The 21,326-nt window shown below is 32.5% G+C and carries 23 protein-coding genes; 14 read left to right on the forward strand and 9 right to left on the reverse strand.

Annotated elements, in window-relative coordinates; genetic code table 11:
* The first annotated feature begins 50 nt into the window (after nt 1-50).
* A complete protein-coding gene (locus TD29_RS02505; RefSeq protein WP_040278687.1) occupies nt 51-683 on the forward strand; it encodes a chromophore lyase CpcT/CpeT in 633 nt (210 codons plus the stop codon).
* Here TD29_RS02505 and ctlX read toward each other — a convergent pair.
* Together ctlX and TD29_RS02515 are read right to left on the reverse strand one after the other, a co-directional pair.
* Entirely contained in the window at nt 680-1,612 is a 933-nt protein-coding gene (ctlX, locus tag TD29_RS02510; protein WP_040278688.1) for a citrulline utilization hydrolase CtlX, read from the reverse strand. The two genes, TD29_RS02505 and ctlX, sit on opposite strands and share 4 nt — an antisense overlap.
* Nucleotides 1,613-1,659: 47 nt before the next feature.
* A complete protein-coding gene (locus TD29_RS02515; protein WP_040278690.1) occupies nt 1,660-2,046 on the reverse strand; it encodes a hypothetical protein in 387 nt (128 codons plus the stop codon).
* An 85-nt stretch (nt 2,047-2,131) separates the two neighbouring features.
* Between TD29_RS02515 and TD29_RS02520 the strand changes: the two genes are divergently transcribed.
* Nucleotides 2,132-3,907, forward strand: coding sequence for a M14 family metallopeptidase (locus TD29_RS02520; RefSeq protein WP_052466952.1), 1,776 nt, complete (start codon nt 2,132-2,134; stop codon nt 3,905-3,907).
* 166 nt (nt 3,908-4,073) lie between these two features.
* Here the strand turns inward: TD29_RS02520 and TD29_RS02525 are convergent, their stop codons facing one another.
* Nucleotides 4,074-4,658, reverse strand: a complete 585-nt coding sequence (locus TD29_RS02525) for an NUDIX hydrolase (RefSeq protein ID WP_040278691.1) — start codon at nt 4,656-4,658, stop codon at nt 4,074-4,076.
* Nucleotides 4,659-4,782: 124 nt separating this feature from the next.
* On the opposite strand from TD29_RS02525, the gene pyrE reads away from it, so the two are divergent.
* Both pyrE and TD29_RS02535 read left to right on the forward strand, forming a co-directional pair.
* A complete protein-coding gene (pyrE, locus tag TD29_RS02530) occupies nt 4,783-5,427 on the forward strand; it encodes an orotate phosphoribosyltransferase (protein WP_040278692.1) in 645 nt (214 codons plus the stop codon).
* A 31-nt stretch (nt 5,428-5,458) separates the two neighbouring features.
* Nucleotides 5,459-5,854, forward strand: a complete 396-nt coding sequence (locus TD29_RS02535) for an SRPBCC family protein (RefSeq protein WP_040278693.1) — start codon at nt 5,459-5,461, stop codon at nt 5,852-5,854.
* Here the strand turns inward: TD29_RS02535 and TD29_RS02540 are convergent.
* Nucleotides 5,851-6,582 (reverse strand): biotin--[acetyl-CoA-carboxylase] ligase, encoded by a 732-nt coding sequence (locus TD29_RS02540; protein WP_040278694.1) that lies wholly within the window; start codon nt 6,580-6,582, stop codon nt 5,851-5,853. The genes TD29_RS02535 and TD29_RS02540 overlap by 4 nt on opposite strands.
* Nucleotides 6,583-6,678: 96 nt before the next feature.
* On the opposite strand from TD29_RS02540, the gene rsfS reads away from it, so the two are divergent.
* From rsfS to TD29_RS02590, 9 genes are all read left to right on the forward strand, one after another.
* Nucleotides 6,679-7,050, forward strand: coding sequence for a ribosome silencing factor (gene rsfS / locus TD29_RS02545; RefSeq protein ID WP_040278696.1), 372 nt, complete (start codon nt 6,679-6,681; stop codon nt 7,048-7,050).
* A 33-nt stretch (nt 7,051-7,083) separates the two neighbouring features.
* Nucleotides 7,084-9,045 (forward strand): ATP-dependent zinc metalloprotease FtsH, encoded by a 1,962-nt coding sequence (gene ftsH, locus TD29_RS02550; protein ID WP_040278697.1) that lies wholly within the window; start codon nt 7,084-7,086, stop codon nt 9,043-9,045.
* A 111-nt stretch (nt 9,046-9,156) separates the two neighbouring features.
* A complete protein-coding gene (locus TD29_RS02555) occupies nt 9,157-9,762 on the forward strand; it encodes an LUD domain-containing protein (RefSeq protein WP_040278699.1) in 606 nt (201 codons plus the stop codon).
* Nucleotides 9,763-10,584, forward strand: a complete 822-nt coding sequence (locus tag TD29_RS02560; protein ID WP_040278700.1) for a phosphatidate cytidylyltransferase — start codon at nt 9,763-9,765, stop codon at nt 10,582-10,584. It begins immediately after the preceding gene.
* The gene (locus TD29_RS02565; RefSeq protein WP_040278701.1) at nt 10,574-11,233 is read left to right on the forward strand and encodes a phosphatidylserine decarboxylase family protein; all 660 of its coding nucleotides are present in this window, start codon (nt 10,574-10,576) and stop codon (nt 11,231-11,233) included. The genes TD29_RS02560 and TD29_RS02565 overlap by 11 nt, the downstream gene beginning before the upstream one ends.
* Nucleotides 11,223-11,489 (forward strand): acyl-CoA-binding protein, encoded by a 267-nt coding sequence (locus TD29_RS02570; protein ID WP_040278703.1) that lies wholly within the window; start codon nt 11,223-11,225, stop codon nt 11,487-11,489. Before TD29_RS02565 ends, TD29_RS02570 begins: the two co-directional genes overlap by 11 nt.
* A 25-nt stretch (nt 11,490-11,514) precedes the next feature.
* On the forward strand, nt 11,515-12,675 hold the full coding sequence (locus TD29_RS02575; protein ID WP_040278704.1) for a M28 family peptidase: 1,161 nt from the start codon (nt 11,515-11,517) through the stop codon (nt 12,673-12,675).
* A 227-nt stretch (nt 12,676-12,902) separates the two neighbouring features.
* On the forward strand, nt 12,903-13,319 hold the full coding sequence (locus tag TD29_RS02585; RefSeq protein ID WP_040278707.1) for a hypothetical protein: 417 nt from the start codon (nt 12,903-12,905) through the stop codon (nt 13,317-13,319).
* A 252-nt stretch (nt 13,320-13,571) separates the two neighbouring features.
* The gene (locus TD29_RS02590; protein ID WP_052466953.1) at nt 13,572-14,450 is read left to right on the forward strand and encodes an aldose 1-epimerase family protein; all 879 of its coding nucleotides are present in this window, start codon (nt 13,572-13,574) and stop codon (nt 14,448-14,450) included.
* Between the two features lie 45 nt (nt 14,451-14,495).
* Here TD29_RS02590 and TD29_RS02595 read toward each other — a convergent pair whose 3' ends face one another.
* Complete coding sequence (locus tag TD29_RS02595; protein ID WP_040278708.1) at nt 14,496-15,410, reverse strand: dimethylarginine dimethylaminohydrolase family protein; 915 nt, start codon at nt 15,408-15,410, stop codon at nt 14,496-14,498.
* Nucleotides 15,411-15,473: 63 nt separating this feature from the next.
* The gene (locus tag TD29_RS02600) at nt 15,474-16,760 is read right to left on the reverse strand and encodes a citrate synthase (protein WP_040278709.1); all 1,287 of its coding nucleotides are present in this window, start codon (nt 16,758-16,760) and stop codon (nt 15,474-15,476) included.
* A gap of 218 nt (nt 16,761-16,978) precedes the next feature.
* On the opposite strand from TD29_RS02600, the gene TD29_RS02605 reads away from it, so the two are divergent.
* Entirely contained in the window at nt 16,979-17,731 is a 753-nt protein-coding gene (locus TD29_RS02605; protein WP_040278710.1) for a DUF481 domain-containing protein, read from the forward strand.
* 156 nt (nt 17,732-17,887) lie between these two features.
* On the opposite strand, the gene eno is transcribed toward TD29_RS02605, so the two are convergent.
* From eno to rplQ, 3 genes are all read right to left on the reverse strand, one after another.
* Nucleotides 17,888-19,180, reverse strand: a complete 1,293-nt coding sequence (gene eno / locus TD29_RS02610; protein ID WP_040278711.1) for a phosphopyruvate hydratase — start codon at nt 19,178-19,180, stop codon at nt 17,888-17,890.
* Between the two features lie 282 nt (nt 19,181-19,462).
* A complete protein-coding gene (carA, locus tag TD29_RS02615; RefSeq protein ID WP_040278712.1) occupies nt 19,463-20,566 on the reverse strand; it encodes a glutamine-hydrolyzing carbamoyl-phosphate synthase small subunit in 1,104 nt (367 codons plus the stop codon).
* Nucleotides 20,567-20,827: 261 nt separating this feature from the next.
* Complete coding sequence (gene rplQ, locus TD29_RS02620) at nt 20,828-21,301, reverse strand: 50S ribosomal protein L17 (RefSeq protein ID WP_040278714.1); 474 nt, start codon at nt 21,299-21,301, stop codon at nt 20,828-20,830.
* Nucleotides 21,302-21,326: the final 25 nt, after the last annotated feature.

Consider the following 21,326-nt stretch of genomic DNA (forward strand, 5'->3'; position numbering starts at 1 on the left):
ATCACATATCATTATTTTTGGTATCTTCATCACTGTCAAAACCACTTATAATGTATAGATTAATTTTATTAAGTCTCCTATTTTCTGTGTTTAGCTGTAAAAACAAAGACACTAAAATTTCCGAAGAAAACATAATTACCAATCACTTACCAGAACTTTTCGCATTGATGCAAGGATCTTTTGATTCTGAAATTCAATCACAGGTAGATTCTACCTATTTTAATATTTCGCTTCACATGTATCCCATCTGGAAAGACAAAGGAAATTTCTTGTATGTTGAGCAAGCACTTAGCTCAAAACAAGACAAGCCTTATAGGCAGCGTATATACGAAGTTTCGCAATTAAATGATAGTTTATATAGCTCTGCCATTTACACGATAGAGAACGATTCGCTTTGGATTGGAAAATGGAAATCTCCTGAAACATTCGATACACTTACTATGGATGATGTGATCAAAAAGGACGGCTGTGAAGTCATCTTAAAACGTATAGAACCTAATTATTTTAAAGGAGAAACTGGAAACAAAACCTGTGAAAGCTCTCTTTATGGCGCATCTTATGCCACAAGTGAAGTTGAAATTATGGAAGACAAAATCATCTCTTGGGATAGAGGGTTTGACGACAAAGATGAACACATTTGGGGAGCAAAAAAAGGCGGCTACATATTTAATATACGTGACTAATTTTTAGGTAAAAAAACCTCAGCCATCATACAACGAGCACTGCCTCCTCCACAAGTTTCAATGGTTTCTAGAGAGCTCGATAAAATTGGACAAAATTTCTCAATATCTGCAATTTGTTTTGGAGTTAAACTATCATGAGCAGCTTTACTCATTACTAAGTATCGTTGATTGTTAGTTCCTTTTACTTGTAACATATTACCAGCAAATTGGTGCATTTGTTTTTCGGTAATTTCTATGATTGTTTTACCGTCTTGCTTTAGATTTTTGATCACATTTTTTCGTTCTTTTTTGTCATCAATTGTATCTAAACAAATTACCGAAAACCGCTCGGCTAAGCACATCATTACATTGGTATGATAAATAGCTAAACGCTTACCATCAACGTTTTGGTTTGCAGTAAAAACTACAGGAGTATACTCAAAATCTTCACAAAACTCAATAAACAACTCTTCATCGGCTCTAGGCGATAAGGCGCAATAGGCTTTTGCATTGGTTCTATCTAGACATAAACTACCTGTACCTTCTAGAAAAAAGCCTTCGTCTTCTGCGCTTGTATAATCTATAATATTATTAATTTTAAATCCATCTTGTTCAAGTCTTATAAAAACTTCATCTCGTCTTTCTTGCCTTCTATTTTTGGCAAACATTGGATAAAGTCCAACATCTCCATTTTCATGAAAACTCACCCAATTATTAGGAAAAATTGAATCTGGAGTATCGGCTAATTTATCATCATGCTCTACAATAACTTGCACACCAACCGCTCTCAACTTATCAACAAAATGATCAAACTCTACTTGCGCCTTTGCGTTAATTTCGGCATTTTTGATATCAAGATCTTCTTGAAAATAATTATTAACTGCAGTTTGTTCGTTCATCCTAAAATTAACAGGACGAATCATCAAAATAGTATTTGTAGTTTGTGACATTGGTATAAATTAAGAAGCCGCTAAATTAAATAAAATAAGTAAAGAAATTACACTACATTTTTTTTATTTGCGTCATTTAACAACCAATCTAAAGCCTCTTGTCTTTCTTTAAATAGCTTTATATTCCAGTTGTTACCTTTATTGATGTCGATAAGAATTTGAGTTCCCATTTCGGCACTTAAATTATAAATAACTACAGCCATAGACTTAACTTCTTTTAAGTTAGCTATTTGAAGTTGCGCATCGAATTTATAAGAATAGGAATGTTCTTTATTAACCAATAAAGAAAAAGGGCTTTTTAAATTTTCTAATAAAAAATCATGGTAGTGATTTACCATTTTAGTATCCATAACAATACCTTGATTAATGATAATTTCGGCAATATTATCTTGAAGGATATTTATTTTCCCATAAGGAAGGATAAAAACTTTCATTTAGCTATTAGTTTAAAAGGATAAATCAAATTTAGTTTAACTTTGAAATAATTAAAAGTGACCACTATAAAGAAATGAACAATATATGAACAATTCTCACTACTTACATAAAAAACAACACCTTACCTGTTTTGTTTTTAGCATTTTAACCGTATTAACTTGGTCTTGTTCATCAAATTCTAATCACCATGTTCCCGATTTTACAACTCAATTTGAAAAATCAAAAGGATTAGAGACTGCAACATATAATGAAACCATTGCATTTTACGAGAACTTAGCTAGTGCATTTTCCGAAGTAAAAATAGATAGTATTGGTGACACAGATTCTGGCAAACCGCTTCATATCATAACCCTCAATCCTGATGCTAATTTTAATTATTCTGAAATTAGAACCTCCAAGCGCATCCTTTTAATTAATAATGGGATTCATCCAGGAGAATCTGACGGTATTGATGCCACGATGATGCTTTTTAGAGATATTGTACAAGGCAAAATTAGCATGCCTAAATCTACTGTATTAGTTACAATACCTATCTATAATGTAGGTGGAAGTTTAAATCGAAATTCATCAACTAGAACCAATCAAAACGGCCCCGAATCTTATGGGTTTAGAGGGAATGCTCGTAATTTTGATTTGAATAGGGATTTTATAAAATCGGACACAAAAAACGCTAGAACTTTTGCAAAAATCTTTCATTTACTCAAACCAGATGTTTTTATTGACAACCATGTAAGCAATGGTGCCGATTATCAATATACTTTAACGCATTTATTTACACAGCATAATAAATTAGGAGGAGAATTAGGAGATTTTCTCCACACTAAAATGATGCCACAATTAGAACAAAAACTCGCGAAAAAAGAATGGGATATTACACCTTATGTTAATGTGTTTAATAGAACTCCAGAAGAAGGCTTTAGTCAATTTATGGATTCTCCTCGCTATTCTACAGGTTATACTACTTTATGGAATACTTTAGGTATGATGGTAGAAACTCATATGTTAAAACCATATAAACAACGTGTTGAAGGTACTTATGAACTTATGAAAAGTATGATAGAAATCACTGAGAGTGAAGGTAAGCACATTTCCGCTTTGCGAAAAAACGCTATTACCACCTTGCGTAGTAAAAACACATACCCTTTACAATGGACGATTGACACGACTAAAACCTCAACTCTTAACTTTAAAGGCTATGAAGGCGCGATGATTGAAAGTAAATTTACAGGTGCAAAACGATTAAAATATGACGCCTCTAAGCCATTTACTAAACCAGTGACTTATAAAAATTACATGATGTCGACTTTAGATATTGAGATTCCTGAAGCCTATATAATACCACAAGGTTGGTGGCAAGTGATTGAACTTTTAAAACTGAATAACATTGAAATGACTCGTTTCAAAAGAGACACAACAGTTACGGTTAAGTCCTATAAAATTAAAAGCTATGAGACGAGAAAACAAGCGTATGAAGGTCATTATTCTCATTATAATGTGGCGTTAGATGTTTTCGAAGAACAAAAACTATTTTATAAAGGAGATTATCGTATTGACACGAATCAAAATGGCATGAGATATTTATTGGAAACCTTAGAACCTCAAGCTCCAGATTCATTTTTTAGCTGGAATTTTTTCGATACCATCTTACAACAAAAAGAAGGGTTTTCTCCTTATGTATGGGAAGATAAAGCGCTACAATTATTAAAAAGTCATCCAAAATTGCAAATAGATTTTAATTTAAAAAAATCTTTAAATAAAGATTTTGCGGCAAATTGGTATGCACAGCTAGATTGGTTACATAAGCAAAGTGCACACTATGAGAAGTCACATTTACAATATCCTGTATACGTTGTTAAGTAGATTAATCTAGAATTTTCCTGATTTACTTTTTGAGACTGTTACTAGATTTATGAAGGTAACACACAATTTGTGAACTTTTATCAACGTATTGAAACGAATTGGTTGTATTTCCTTGAACACTATTAGGGCTTTAAACGAACAATAAGCAACCAATGTTTACCCAAATTTATTTAACTAAAAATTTAATGTTAGCGTAACTATTTTCTAATGCCTTTATACTCGCTTCTGGTGAGAGCCACTCTACTTTAGAGATTCCCTCATTTTCTTGAGGAAACAATTTTCCCTCAAATGTGGTTTTCATTTCAAACCAATACGTTACCTTAATTTTATGTTTTCCGTTACGTTTAAAAATGTGATATGTTGTATCAAGAGGCTTAACAATTTCGAGACCTTGTACTCCTGTTTCTTCCTCTACTTCTCGCAATGAGGTTTCTTCAATAGTTTCCTTTTTTTCAGTTTTTCCTTTTGGTAAATCCCACTTATTATTTCGGAATATAAAAAGAATCTCGCCTTTAGAGTTATAAACTTTTCCTCCTCCAGCAATAACATTTGGCAGCAGTTTTAAAAACTTACTTAGTAGTTTTTCTTCATTTTTACCAATAAGTCTAACAGCTTCTAAATTTGTAGAGTTTAGTTTCTTGATTACTTTACCAATATTAACGCTTTTAAGAAGGTAATTTTTAAAACCATCTTCTTTTTCAACTTTAGTTGTTAATAGTATTGGCTTATCATTTACAAAAATATATTGCATCGTCTAATATATGTAGGATTTAGTATAGTAAAAGTATAATTTTTATAGAGATGACCGCTTATTTTTAAATTAATTTTATTTTAATTTCTGAAATTCTTTTTCAAAAAAAGCGTAGTTTTACAACATGATTTTTGATAAAGAAACTGCCAAACAAACCGCTGAAGTTTTATTACAAGTTAACGCTATAAAACTGCAACCTAATGACCCATTTACATGGGCTTCAGGTTGGAAATCACCAATATATTGTGATAATAGAATCGTACTTTCATTTCCTCCAATTAGAAATTACATTAGAGAAACAATGGCGAAGCACATCGAATCTCACTACGGAAAAGTAGATGTGATTGCAGGTGTTGCCACTGGTGCAATTGGAATTGGAATGCTAGTTGCTGAATATTTAGGTTTACCTTTTATTTATGTAAGACCTGAAGCTAAATCTCACGGGCGACAAAATCAAATTGAAGGCTTTATAGAGTCTGGTCAAAATGTAGTTGTCGTTGAAGATTTAATAAGTACCGGAAAAAGTAGCCTTAATGCAGTAAAAGCACTTAAAGAAGCCAATGTTAACGTCAAAGGCATGGTCGCTATATTTTCATATGGATTTGAAGTGGCTAAAAACAATTTTGAAGAAGCACACATCGATCTTCACACATTGAGTAATTATGATAACCTATTAGAGCAAGCTCTAGACACAAAATACATTACAGCAAAAGAACAAGAGGTTTTGGCACTTTGGAATGCAAATCCAAGTGAATGGAACGCTATTTGATTATAACATCATAAACAATAATAGTATACACATGAAATTAGTATCACCTAAAACAACTATAAACAAATCTACTCAAGAAACATTTAATTTTTTATCAGATGTTAAAAACTTTGAAAAACTAATGCCTGACAACATTAGTAAATTTGAGGTGTTAGACACAGATAAATTTCTATTTGCACTTAAAGGAATGCCAGAAATTGTTCTTAAAAAGAAAGAAGCTGTGGCGCCAAACAAAATAGTTTTAGGAGCTGCAGGTGGTAAATTAGATTTTTCATTAACTGCAAACATTACTGAGCCTGAACCAAATAAAAGTGAAGTAGACCTTGTTTTCGAAGGTGAATTCAATGCCATGATGGGAATGATGATTAAAGGACCTATTAGCAAATTTATAGAAACTTTAGTTACAAATATGCAAACTGCAATCTAATACAGGAGTTGTATTTGCTTTAAGTCAAATTCTTTTAAAATATGGTCTTCTAATAACACTTGTAGATGACCAGAATTTGAAACTCCTTTTATAAAACCAGAGAACAAAACGCCTTCTACATCTTTAAATGTAGAAGGTTTTTCTTTTCTAAATAATTCGGTTTCATATAACTTTTTAAGTTCCTCAAATCGTTGTTCTTTTAAAAGCGACATATAATACTTTAAGCGCTCAATAACTTTTAGTAGCACATTATCAATATTAAAATGTGTACCAGAAACATTTAACATCGAAGATGCTAAGGGTAAATTAGCAAAATGGACTTGATTAATATTAAGACCGATACCAATAATTGTAGCTTGAAGTGCATTATTTTTTATGACATTCTCAATTAAAATTCCAGAAATTTTCTTCTGGTCTGCCAAAATGTCGTTTGGCCATTTAATCTTTACATTTCGTATTTGGAAGTCTTTTAAAGTATGAGATAAGGCTAACGAGGTTACCATGCTAATCCAAAAACTATAATCTATAGTCAAATGTGAAACATCTACAAACACACTAGCCATAAGGTTTTTACCAGATTGAGAATCCCAAGTAGTTCCCATTTGGCCTCGCCCTTTTAATTGTGATTCTGCAACAACAACTGTGTAATTAGGCACCTTTTTTTTACTACTCAATTGTCTTAAAAACGTATTGGTAGAATCGATGGCACTAAGTTTGATAATATGCATAATAATGTGTTAAAAAAAATTATAATTTTCTTATGACGAATAAGCGTTTATAAGAAGTAAAAAAATAATAACTTTGCACAAAATTAAATCAATTTAATGGCGAAAAAAAATACAAGTCCAGATCAACTCATAAGTACAGTGATTGCTGGTATTGAGGATGTAAAAGGAAAAGAAATTACAATTTTAGATCTTAGAGAAATTGAAAATACAGTTTGTGATTACTTCGTAATCTGTGAAGGTACATCTAATACACAAGTAAACGCCATCGTTAATTCAATTCAGAAAAAAGTTAGTAAAGAACTTAAAGACAACCCTTGGCATGTTGAAGGAAGCGACAATGCTGAATGGGTATTATTAGATTATGTCAATATTGTTGTTCATGTGTTTCAAAAGCATATACGTGAATATTATGATATCGAAAGTCTTTGGGGTGATGCTAAAACTACACAAATAGAATCAAGTTATTAAAAATTAAAAAACCGAATTTACGGTACAACATACATGGCAAAAGACAATAAAAATTTAAGTAAAAAACCAAAGATTAATTCTTGGTGGATTTATGGACTTGTAATCGCAGTCTTTCTAGGAATCCAGTTATTTTCTGGAATGGGCAGCAGTGAAGGAAAAAAAATAAATCCAACACAATTTTTGGATTATTTGGCTCAAGGAGATGTTGATAAATTAGATATCATTAATGATCGCGAAGCTCGTGTGTATTTAACAAAAGAAGCTCAAGATAAAGAGATACATAAAACCTCTAAGCCAACAAGTATATTACCACAGGTATCACCTTTGCCTAACTACACCTTTGAGTTTGGAGATCTGACATTATTTCAAGAGGACATTGCAAAAATAAAAGAAAATGACCCTAACATTGTCACTCCTGTGTCATTTAAAACAGAGGAGAATCTCTTCGGAAATCTCCTGTTTTCATTATTACCGTTCATTTTAATTATAGGGGTTTGGATCTTTATCATGAGACGTATGTCAGGTGGTGGAGGCGGTGGCGCTGGCGGACAAATATTTAATATTGGAAAATCTAAAGCCAAGCTATTTGACGAAAAAACAGACGTAAAAACCACATTTAAAGATGTTGCAGGTTTAGAAGGTGCCAAAGAAGAAGTACAAGAAATTGTAGACTTCTTAAAAAACCCAGAAAAATATACATCTCTTGGTGGAAAAATCCCTAAAGGAGCCCTTTTAGTAGGACAACCAGGTACTGGTAAAACACTATTAGCTAAAGCTGTAGCTGGAGAAGCTAAAGTTCCTTTTTTCTCATTATCAGGATCAGATTTTGTAGAAATGTTTGTTGGTGTAGGAGCCTCGCGTGTAAGAGACCTATTTAAGCAAGCTAAAGAAAAATCACCTGCTATTATATTTATTGATGAGATTGATGCTATTGGTCGTGCTCGTGGTAAAAGTAATTTCTCAGGCTCTAATGATGAAAGAGAAAACACACTTAACCAATTACTTACAGAAATGGATGGTTTCGGCACTAATACTAACGTTATAGTTTTAGCAGCAACAAACAGAGCCGATGTTTTAGATAAAGCCTTAATGCGTGCTGGACGTTTTGATAGACAAATTTTTGTTGATCTACCAGATGTAAGAGAACGTAAAGAAATATTTGAAGTTCACTTAAGACCACTTAAACAAGCCGAAAAATTAGATGTAGATTTCTTAGCAAAGCAAACACCAGGTTTTTCGGGAGCTGATATTGCAAATGTTTGTAATGAAGCTGCTTTAATTGCTGCAAGAAATGGCAAAAAAGCTGTTGACAAACAAGACTTTTTAGATGCAGTAGATCGTATTGTTGGAGGTCTTGAAAAGAAAAATAAAATTGTAACTGTTGAAGAGAAAAAAGCAATTGCTTATCATGAAGCTGGTCATGCCACTGTAAGTTGGATGTTAGAACACGCTGCGCCTTTAGTTAAAGTAACAATAGTGCCTCGTGGTCAATCATTAGGAGCTGCTTGGTATCTACCAGAAGAACGCTTAATTGTGCGCCCTGAACAAATGCTAGATGAAATGTGTGCTTCTTTAGGTGGTAGAGCTGCAGAAAAAGTGATTTTTAATAAAATTTCTACAGGAGCGCTTAGTGATTTAGAAAAAGTAACTAAACAAGCCAGAGCTATGGTAACTATTTATGGTCTTAGTGATAAAGTTGGTAACTTAACCTACTATGATTCTTCAGGTCAAGAAAATGGGTTTACTAAACCTTATAGTGAACAAACTGCAGAGTTAATTGATAAAGAGATTTCAGATATTATTGAAAAGCAATATCAACGTGCTATTACCTTATTAGAAAACAATAAAGATAAGCTCACAGAACTTGCTGAAGTACTCCTTGAAAAAGAAGTTATTTTTAAAGATAACCTTGAAAAAATATTTGGTGAGCGTCCTTTTCAAAAACAAATTGAAGAACGTTTATTACAATCTGAGAAAACAGACGAAGAGGAATAAATTTCTTACATCAAAATTCTTATAAAAAACTTAAATTGACTTCCATTAATTTAAGTTTTTTTATATTTGAAACATACATTAATTCAATTAGGTTAATAGCTATCCCTATACATGAGTCTATTTCGTAAAATCTTCGGTTTAAAAAGTACACCTGAAGACAACATAAAAAGCGAACAGCGAGGCAAATACATGCCTGAAATCAAGCTACCTGTTGACGAACAATTCACTATTAATTTTAAAGCAAACGGTGGGAAATTCTTGTATTGTGAAAATATGCAAGAAATACAAAGTTCACTAAAATCTATTTTAGAAGAAAATAAATGGGAAAATGACAAAGTGTTAATGTTTGACTCGCAATTAGAAAACCTTTTTAACAATTTTAATTTAGATCAAACAAAACGAATATCAGAAAGTTCATTTTTCTTTTCCACATGCGAATACCTAATTTCAGACGATGGCTCTTTACTTATCTCATCTAATCAAATAGCTGAAAAGAAATTAAAAGAATTACCTGATAACTTTGTCATCTATGCAACGACTAGCCAATTTGTGCAAACCATAGGCGAAGGACTAAGAGGCATTAAAGGTAAAAACAAAGAAAGAATTCCTACAAATATTACGACTATCAAACATTTTAAAACGATAGAAGACAAAGACTTCCTTACCTACGGAAGCAGCTCAAAAAACTTATATTTATTGCTTCTAGAAGATCTATAAATGAAAGAAACTTTTACAAGAGCTATCTCAGGATTGTTATACGTTTGCCTTCTAATCGGATCACTATATTGGCAACACACAACTATTGCACTTTTTTTTATTTTTGGAATCATTTGCATGACAGAATTCAAAAAATTGATACAATTAAAAAGTATACTACCTTACATTGTTTTATCAATACTATATTTTGGGTTTGCTTATTGGAATAGCATCGTTAATACCTCAACTGGTTTCAATGAAGCCATTCAAATACTATTAGTCCTTACCATATTTGTTCAGCTAATACTTATTAAAGATTTATTTTCAGAAAAAAAGATTCCATTATTTATTTCTAAACGTTTTATCATTACAACCTTCTATCTCACTAGTGGTTTTGTATTTTTAATAGGTATCGCAAACCTTGAGCAAACGTTTACTCCTCTACTCCTTCTTGGCTCATTTATTTTAGTTTGGGTCAATGATACTTTTGCCTATTTAGTTGGTAAAAATTTTGGTAAACAAAAACTATTTCCAAGTATCTCACCTAAAAAAACCGTTGAAGGTTTTCTTGGCGGTCTATTTTTTGCTTGCATTGCAAGTTATTTCATTTGGTATTTTACAGAAACACTTACCTTTACACATTGGCTAATTCTAGGAATTATTGTAAGTGTATTTGGTACCCTTGGAGATTTAATAGAATCAAAATTTAAACGTCAAGCTAACGTAAAAGACAGTGGTGTAATTATGCCTGGACATGGCGGTTTATTAGATCGATTAGATAGTATTATCTTTGCGGCACCATTTATATTTTTATATTTAAGACTCATTACTTATGTTTCATAAAGAAGGTTATAAAATAATTCTCATTACACTAGTCATCGTCATTGGCTCAATACTAATGATTGATCGATTTATCGATATATCATGGTTAAGATTGCTACTCATGATTGGGATGCTATTTTTATTAGTATTAATTCTCCAATTTTTTAGAAACCCAAAGCGATTAACGTCCTTAGACCAATATACTGCAGTCTCGCCTGTAGATGGGAAAGTGGTAGTCATAGAAGAGGTATTTGAGAAAGAAGTGTTCAATGAAAAACGCATTCAAGTCTCTGTATTTATGTCACCCATTAATGTACACGTGACACGCTATCCTATAGGCGGAAATGTAACATTCTCAAAATATCATCCAGGAAAGTTTCTTGTAGCTTGGCATCCAAAATCTAGTGAAGAAAATGAACGTACAACAGTTGTTGTAGAAAACGATCACTTCGGAAAAGTGCTGTATAGACAAATTGCAGGAGCTTTAGCTAAACGTATTGTAAATTATGCTAAAGTAGATGATAAAGCTGTGCAAGGATCAGATTCAGGTTTTATAAAGTTTGGGTCTCGAGTAGATGTATTTTTGCCACTAGATGCAGATATTAAAGTAGAATTAAATCAAAAAGTAAAAGGAGGCGAAACTGTGATTGCCACAAAAAATGACTTCTAAAGAGCTAGACATAGAATTTGAAAAAGCAGTAGAACGCATCAATGCACATACTGATCCCTTTCCCGCAGATATGCTCTTGCGGTTATATGCCTATTATAAAAAAGCGAGTAACAATTACGAAAGACCTAGCAGTAGAAAACCCATTATCAATGCATTTAAAACAAATGCACTATTTCAAATTAAAGATGTTTCCGAAGATGAAGCCAAGCGCATTTATATCGATTTGGTAAACAACTATTTTTTATATAGAAAATAGAATTTGAATATTAAAAGCTTAATACATGAAAAAAATCATCGTTTTACTTCTTACACTTTTACCTTTCCATGTCACCAACGCACAATCCTACAATCCGTTTTACGCCAATATTGTAGCCAATACATCCCAAGAAAATATTCTTAATGATTTAACAGCTTTTGAGAATTTTGGAATCAAAACCGTAGGATCGAATGCGTTAACAAATACCGAAAATTGGATCACTGCTCGTTATCAATCGCTAGGTTATACAGATGTGGTTTTACAGCCTTTTACCTATTCCGCAGGAACAAGTAATAATATTATTGTAACCAAAACGGGAACATTATATCCAAATACTTTTTTAATTATTGATGCCCATTATGATACTATTAATGGACCAGGAACCAACGATAATGGCACAGGTACCGTTCTGCTTTTAGAACTCGCAAGACTATTAGAAAATGTAGATACCGAATACTCTATTAAATTTATTCACTTTTCTGGAGAAGAAGATGGTTTAATTGGTAGCAACTATTATGTGAATAACACGGTGATTCCGCAAAATTTAGATATCAAACTCGTTTTTAATATTGATGAAGTTGGAGGCGTTAATGGTATGACAAATAACAAAGTTGTTTGTGAGCGTGATTTAACTAATCCGCAATCAAACAACGAAGCTTCAAATGCAGCCACTAATAGCTTAGCAACTTTAATAGAATTATACTCAAATTTAGATACCGAAATATCAAATGCTTACGCTTCAGATTATATTCCTTTTGAAAATAATGGTCACATCATCACTGGTTTATACGAGAGCAATGTGTCACCAGTAAATCATACTATAGACGATGATTTAGCTCATATGGATGTTGCTTATGCTTTTGAAGTAATAAAAGGATCACTAGGAGCTGCTCTAGAATTTGCTGTTGCTTTTGAAGCCTTGAGCCTTGAAGAAGAGGAACACTATAATGAGATGATAAGTATCTCTCCTAATCCTTCAAGTAATTATATCACGATTAAATTTATAAAGCCCTTGCAACAAGTCGTTGACTTTAAAATCATTAATACTTTAGGAAAAGAAGTTTATAAGACAACACTTAGTGAGCAAAGTCAAATAATTGATCTAAACAACATGGCCTCTGCACACTATTTTGCAGTTTTTAAAATTGGCAACAAGCGTTTTGTAAAAACTATTGTGATAGATTAATAGATTATATATTAATGGTTGTTTTTACACCTCTTTTTATTTTTTAAAGCTTGTATTTTAATTGATAAAGCAATTACAATAGGCTCAAAAGATTCTGCTAACAAAGCACTATTAGTGTTCTTTAATGATCTAGATACTCTTGCATTTGAAAAGAATTCCTACGGAAATATCAAACTAAAAAACCTGAGAATAAAAGGTAATAAGTTTTTACTCTATTAAAAGAACATATGACTTCTGCTTATAATGTTTCTGTTACAAATTGTGATATCCAAGATTTTAATGAGGTGATAAAAGCTTATCAAGGTTCATTTGGAGATACTATCCCTTTTGAAAACACAACTGTTAAAAATTGCTCTAATGGTATCGTTCTTGCGGCAAATTTAAGAGGTGATTATAATGCAGAAATGGTAACGATTAACAATTGTGAATTCTCAAATGTGCAAAGCAATGTCATTCATTTCTTTAGAGATGGCTGCGATGAATCAACAATTAGTGACGTTTTAACTATCACCAACAGTACCTTCACTGATTGTGGTGAAGACGAAAAAAGTGATATCTTAATTAAAACAAGAGGTATTATAAATGCATATATTGAAAACACTACTTTTAAATATAATCCTGTAGAATTTATTGTAATATTATAGGGAGAAAAAAACAATCATCATATTGACAATACACTTATAAATACTGGAAATATCAAAGTTGAAGCGCAACAAAAACTTAAGATATTATATTGAGAATAATGAGCAACAATAAAGTCCTAATCTCAAAACAATATTGAGCTACTGCAACTTAATAAACCTTCTTAATTAGCCATTTCAGTATATAAACTATTTTTGTTTACCTTTTACATTTCAATTAAGCTGGATTTTTATATATACAATAACAATTAAATTATGCTTCATACTATCGAAAACGAACATCTCATTTGTAACATTACCTCCAATGGTGCAGAGATTAGGTCTTTAAAAAATAAGAGTAGTAATGAGGAATATATTTGGCAAATAGACAACTCCATTTGGGGAAGCAGTTCTCCTGTATTGTTTCCTGCTATTGGAAAAATAAAAGACGATAAATTACGCTATGATGGTAAAGAATACACAATGCCAAAACATGGAATTATAAGACACAACAACGCACTTAGTTTTGAGCAGCAAGGCACTTCTAAGTGTGTTTTTAACCTTACAAACTCTAATGAAACGCTTAAACAATATCCTTTTAAGTTTTCATTCTCAATTGTATATACCCTTTTTGAGCACCGCTTAATTATGAACTATTTGATTGAAAATAGAGATACGAAGCCAATGTATTTTTCTTGTGGAGGACATACCGCTTATGCGTGCCCCTTAAATGCCTCTACAAAGTTATCTGACTATGTTATTGAGTTTCCTACTCATCAAGAGCTTAAAGCAAATACATTAGGAGCCTCTGGATTACTCACACATCACCAACGAGATATAGAAACTATAAATGGTGTACTTCCGCTTTCAAATACGCTATTTAATGAAGACGCATTAATATTTACTAACATTGACTATAATTGGGTGAGACTGCGTAAAAAAAATAAGACAAAAGGAATTATTGTTAGCTTTAAAAACTATCCGCACTTAGCATTATGGTCAAAACCAGGTGCAGATTATGTATGTATCGAACCATGGTTAGGACTTCCTGATTTAGAAAATGAATCACTAGATATCACACAAAAATCAAGCTATAAAAGGATTGATCCAGGTGTTCAATTTTCGATCGCTATTGAAACAGAAATTGAGTTGTAATATAAACCCTAAAATGATTTCAGTAAAAAAGTAAGTTTTAAAATACTAATCTCTAATCAATGGCAAGGTACTACATCTTAATAATCCTTCTTGTTTAGCAATTTCAGCATAAGGCACTTCTTCAACTGTGAAGCCTTGCGCTCTTAACCAGGTGTTTAATCTCGTAAAATTTTGTTCAGAAATAACTACCTCTTCTGAAATTGAAAAAACGTTGCTATTCATATTATACATTTCATCTTTCGAGATGATAAAGCAATTCTCTTTTCCGAAGAAATTAAGCAACCATTCATACTCTTCTTCTTCTAGAAAACCTTCTTTATGCAAAATCGCTTTGTTTTTGCCTATAGGTTGAAAGCAACAATCTAAATGCAACGCATTATCTTTTGGATTCACTTGTGATTTACGCAAATTAAAGCTCTTAATTGTTTTATGAGGAAACTGTTTAGCGATATAATCTACTCCTTCTACATTTGTTCGTGCCACAATATAATTGGCATAATCTGGCTCACGATAAGTGCCAATAAATATATGATCATTCCAAACGAGAACGTCTCCACCTTCTATATGAACGTCTTCTGGAGGACGAATCACTTTCTCAGGATGCATTTGCTCTATAATATATTGTATGGCATCTAACTCTTCTTCTCGATCTGGTAAAATATTGGCTTTTACAAAAACATCATCTATCACAAAACCAATATCTCTACTAAAAATTTGATTACAATTTTCTATGATTTTTGGTCTATAAACGGTAACATCATATTTTTTAAAAACGTGTGCAACAGCTTCCATTTCTTTAATCATATCTTCCTCTACAGGATAAGTGCCTGCTTTAATATGTTCTAAAGATTTAGGGTCGTAAGCTTGAGCAACAGTTGGTGTTGGACCATTACTTTTTGCTGTGCCTAGAACAACCGCTCGTAAACGAGAAGTTTCATTTTTTACATGGAGTTTTATCATAGTACAAATATAAAAAAAGCTCCACTAAAATGAGTGGAGCTTTGTATTACAATTTTGCAAAATTTATCTTTCGCTTATATCTTTAAATGGTCTGTATGTTTCACCAACATATAATTGACGTGGACGTCCAATTGGTTCTTTTCTCATACGCATTTCTTTCCACTGTGCAATCCAACCTGGTAAACGACCTAAAGCAAACATTACTGTAAACATCTCTACAGGAATTCCCATAGCTCTATAAATAATACCAGAGTAGAAATCTACGTTTGGATATAATTTTCTATCTACAAAATATGGATCTTTTAAAGCCTCTTCAGATAGTCCTTTGGCAATATCTAAAATTGGATCCTCAACACCTAAGTCTCCTAAAACTTCCTCTGCAGCAACTTTAATAATTTTTGCTCTTGGGTCAAAGTTTTTATACACACGATGCCCAAAGCCCATTAATCTAAAAGGATCACTTTTATCTTTAGCTTTAGCCATATATTTTTTAGTATCGCCTCCATCCTCTTTAATGTCTTCTAACATTTCTAAAACGGCTTGGTTGGCTCCACCATGTAATGGTCCCCAAAGTGCAGATATTCCTGCTGACAATGATACAAACAATCCTGCATGAGAAGATCCTGTAATTCTTACTGTAGATGTAGAACAATTTTGCTCATGATCTGCATGAAGAATTAATAATTTATCTAACGCATTAACCAATATAGGGTTTTGCTTATACTCTTCATCTGGACGCTTAAACATCATTTGTAAAATGTTCTCTACGTACCCTAATGATGAGCTACCATAATCTAGAGGCATACCTTGCTTTTTACGCATTGTCCAAGCCACTAAAATTGGAAACTTTCCTAAAATTCTTACAATAGCATTGTACATTTCTTCTTCAGAATCTACATTTACCGATGTAGGATTAAAAGCTGTTAAAGCACTTGTTAGTGAAGCTAAAACTCCCATTGGGTGAGCCGACTTAGGAAATGCATCTAATATCTTTTTAATATCATCATCTACAACAGCATGCTTTTTGATATCTGAATGAAATTTTTCAAGCTCTTCAGTATTTGGTAATTCACCAAAGATTAAAAGGTAAGCAACTTCAAGAAAATCTGCTTTTTCTGCCAACTCTTCAATAGAGTAACCTCTATATCTTAAAATTCCTTTTTCTCCATCTAAAAAGGTTATAGCACTTTCACAAGATCCAGTGTTTTTATATCCAGGATCAATTGTAGTTACACCTCCTGTGACACCTCTTAACGTTTTGATATCTATTGCGACTTCATTTTCTGTACCTGTAACTAATGGAAAATCATATTTATTTCCATTAATTTCTAGTGTAGCTTTATCTGACATTTATTATAAGATTTTATTAAAATTTAATTTTTTATGCGGAATGCTAATTTACGAAATATCTTATGATTTACGAAGTACATTTACAATGCTTTTAACAATTATTGTATTGATAAAATATATAATTCTTTTCTTCGGAAATATGCTATAATCATATTTGTCATGCTTCATTATAGCAACTCCTTGTGATTATTTATTTTTGTCGTAAAATTTATATTGGTATGTCTAAAATTTCCTATTTAATATTCTTTTTGAGCATTTCAAGTTTTTCTCAAGTTGTCAACGTTGAAACCTTACGAAAAGCTTCAGATTCTGCGAAATGGACTGGCTCTGTAGGTCTAGATGTTTCGCTCATAAAAAACAAGAATGATCTTTTCAGAATTGCCAATAAGGCTCATGTGCAATATAACGATCAAATTAATTTATGGCTATTTGTTAATGATTTAAAGTTTGAAAAAATAGAAGATAACGATTTAATAAATCGTGGCACGCAGCATTTACGTTATAACAGAAAAATTTCTGAGCGTGTAAAATGGGAAGTATTTGCGCAGGCTCAATACGATGCCATTTCTCAAATTAATTTTAGAGGTTTGATTGGTACTGGACCACGTTTTAAACTCACAAAAAGTGATAATTATAGATTTTATTTAGGAACCTTAATTATGTACGAATATGAAAAAGCTGCTGATGTGATTACCAATAGCGTACAAAATGACATTAGAGCAAGTACCTATTTATCATTTAGTTTATACCCTACCAATACGATAAGCATTATTAGTACGAGCTATTATCAGCCTAAAATAGATGTATTTAGTGACTATAGGTTCTCTAGTAATACGGCTTTACTTTTCGAAATCTATAAAAACTTGGCCTTTAAGACTAATTTTAATTATTTCTATGACGCTATTCCTGTGAGTTCTGATATTCCTAAGACTCAGTTTGAATTAACTAATGGATTGGTTTATAGTTTTTGATTAATCAACCCATAAAGTACTTAAATTATACCTGTCATTTAAAAGGAGTTTTTTATGACTGAAGAATTTCTAGCTCAAAGATTCTTCGCTTTGCTCTGAATAACAAAAACCTACTTGAGATAACAAGTAGGTTTTGTATTTATTTTTAAAATGTTATTATTTAATCTTGAATGCATTCATTCCAGGAAAATAAGCTACAGTATCCAACTCTTCTTCAATACGCAATAACTGATTGTATTTTGCCATACGATCACTGCGAGAAGCAGAACCTGTTTTAATTTGACCTGTGTTTAAAGCTACTGCTAAATCGGCAATGGTGTTATCTTCAGTTTCTCCAGAGCGATGAGACATGACAGAAGTGTAACCAGCATTGTGCGCCATATTTACTGCAGAAATCGTCTCAGTCAACGTTCCAATTTGGTTCACTTTAATAAGGATAGAATTAGCAATGCCTTCATTAATTCCTCTTGATAAACGTTCTACGTTAGTTACGAATAAATCATCACCAACTAATTGTACTTTATCACCAATTTGCTCAGTAAGGTATTTCCAACCGTCCCAATCGTTTTCATCCATTCCATCTTCAATAGAAATGATTGGATATTTTTCTGAAAGTTCGGCTAAATAATCTGCTTGTTCTTTGCTTGTACGTACTTTACCTGATTCACCTTCAAAAAGTGTGTAATCATATTTTCCGTCTTTATAGAATTCTGCAGCAGCACAATCTAGAGCAATCATAACATCATCACCTAATTTGTATCCTGCATTTGCCACAGCTTTAGCTATTGTTTCTAGCGCATCTTCTGTTCCGCCTTCTAAGTTTGGTGCAAATCCACCTTCATCACCAACTGCAGTACTTAAACCTCTATCATGTAATACTTTTTTAAGATTATGAAAAATCTCTGTTCCCATTTGCATCGCATGTGTAAAGTTTTTTGCTTTTACTGGCATCACCATAAACTCTTGAAATGCAATTGGCGCATCACTGTGTGAACCACCATTGATGATATTCATCATTGGCACTGGTAATGTATTTGCAGAAACACCTCCAACGTATCTATATAATGGCATTCCTAATTCTCCAGCAGCAGCTTTTGCAGCGGCAAGAGACACTCCTAAAATAGCATTAGCTCCTAATTTTGATTTGTTTTTTGTACCATCTAAATCAATCATTAATTGATCTATTCTATTTTGATCAAACACAGATTCTCCTAGTAATTCTTGAGCAATAATTGAATTTACATTGTCAACAGCTTTAGTCACTCCTTTTCCCATGTAAGCGTCTCCACCATCTCTTAATTCTACAGCTTCATGTTCTCCAGTTGACGCTCCAGAAGGCACTGCAGCTCTTCCCATAATTCCATTTTCTGTAACTACATCTACTTCTACTGTAGGATTACCTCTTGAATCTAAAATTTGTCTTGCGTGAACGTTTATTATAATGCTCATTGTATATGTTTTAAATGTGTTAGTAATTGTTTAAATAAAACTGAAACTGTCAGTTCTAGCGATGCCGAGAACTCATTTTTAAAATTTCAATAGTTAAAAATATTTTCCGACTTTTAAAATACCTACAGGGTTTTTGACGCCTTACAGGATGTTAGAAACAAATTTACGAAATAGTTAGCCTATTTGGAATTAACAGAACTGAGAATTACAATAAATCTTAACTACAATGTTTTCGTATAATAAAAAAAGCAATGATTTTCATATTTCATTGCTTTTTTAGTATTAATTCTTTTTCATATTTTCAATAAACTGGTCAAATAAATAGACAGCATCATTTGGTCCAGGACTTGCTTCGGGATGATATTGTACTGAAAAACAGTTTTTGTTTTTCATTTTAATTCCAGCAACTGTGTTGTCATTAAGGTGTACGTGAGTAATTTCAATATCTGGATGATTCTCAGTTTCTTCTCTGTTTATGGCAAATCCATGGTTTTGAGACGTGATTTCACCTTTTGTGGTCACTAGGTTTTTTACAGGATGATTAATTCCTCTATGACCATTGTGCATTTTGTATGTTGAAATCCCGTTTGCCAAAGCAATAATTTGATGACCTAAACAAATACCAAATAAGGGTAAATCTCTTTTTATGATTTCTTTAGCAACCGCTTGAGCTTCTACTAAAGGTTCTGGATCACCTGGTCCATTAGACAAAAAGTAACCATCTGGTTTAAAAGCTTCTAAATCTTCAAATTTTGAATTGTATGGAAACACCTTAATGTATGCGTCTCGTTTTGCAAGATTACGTAGAATATTCTTTTTAATCCCAATATCTAATGCTGCGATTTTATAGGTAGCATTCTCATTTCCGAAGACATAAGGCTCTTTGGTAGACACTTTTGATGCTAATTCTAGACCTTCCATACTTGGTACTTCGGAAAGTTGCTTCTTCAAGCCTTCAACATGTTCAACATCTGTAGAGATTACTGCATTCATAGCACCATGATCTCTAATATGACTTACTAATGCTCTTGTATCTACATTAGAAATTGCTAGAAGATTATTATCTTCTAAAAATTGTTCTAATGATTTATCACCATCTGGACGTGAGTAGTTAAAACTGAAGTTTTTACAAATTAATCCTGCAATTTTAGTAGCATCAGACTCAGATTCTTCATCTTTTGTACCATAATTACCAATATGTGCATTGGTTGTTACCATTAACTGACCATAATACGATGGGTCTGTAAAGATTTCTTGGTAACCAGTGGTTCCTGTGTTGAAACAAACTTCACCAAAAGCTGTTCCTTCTTTGCCTATTGATTTACCGTGAAAAATTGTTCCGTCTGCGAGTAGGATTAAAGCCTTTTTACGTTTTTGGTATTTCATTGTTGCGTATGTTGTAATGTTGTTGTTTGTTTAGTTGTTACTAATATGATATAATTTTCTCCTGCGTTAAGGATTGAGGCATTTGTTGGAGCTCCTCAAAGAGAGCGACTGCCGAAAGCCTGACTTTTTGCGATACTGCAAGGTTTAAAAACCTTGTAGGTATGCGTAAAAAGTAACGCCCAAAATAGTTTCACAAAAATCTATAAAAAAAAGGATAACCTAAAATAGATTATCCTTTATATATTAAATGCTTATTAACATTTATTCTTCTTCTTCGTTAGTTGCTTTAGTTTCAACAGGAGCAGCTGCTGGTTTAGAGCCTCCTCGACGACTTCTTCTCGTTGTCTTCTTCTCTACTTTACCTGCATTGTAGATTTCGTTGTAATCTACTAACTCAATCATTGCCATATCAGCGTTATCACCAAGTCTGTTTCCTAATTTGATGATTCTTGTATAACCACCTGGACGATCTCCAATTTTAACGGCTACATCTCTGAATAATTCAGTTACGACGTCTTTTTGTCTTAATTTAGCCATAACAATACGTCTGTTATGTGTTGTATCAGATTTTGATTTAGTAATCATTGGTTCAACAAATTGCTTTAAAGCTTTTGCTTTTGCAACTGTTGTGTTGATACGTTTGTGCTCAATTAATGAACATGCCATATTGGCTAACATTGCTTTTCTATGCGCTGTTTGTCTTCCTAAATGGTTAAATTTCTTTCCGTGTCTCATGACGTTTGTTTTATCATCTTGCTAC

It is taken from the genome of Psychroserpens damuponensis (assembly GCF_000826655.1).
Lineage (GTDB): Bacteria > Bacteroidota > Bacteroidia > Flavobacteriales > Flavobacteriaceae > Psychroserpens > Psychroserpens damuponensis.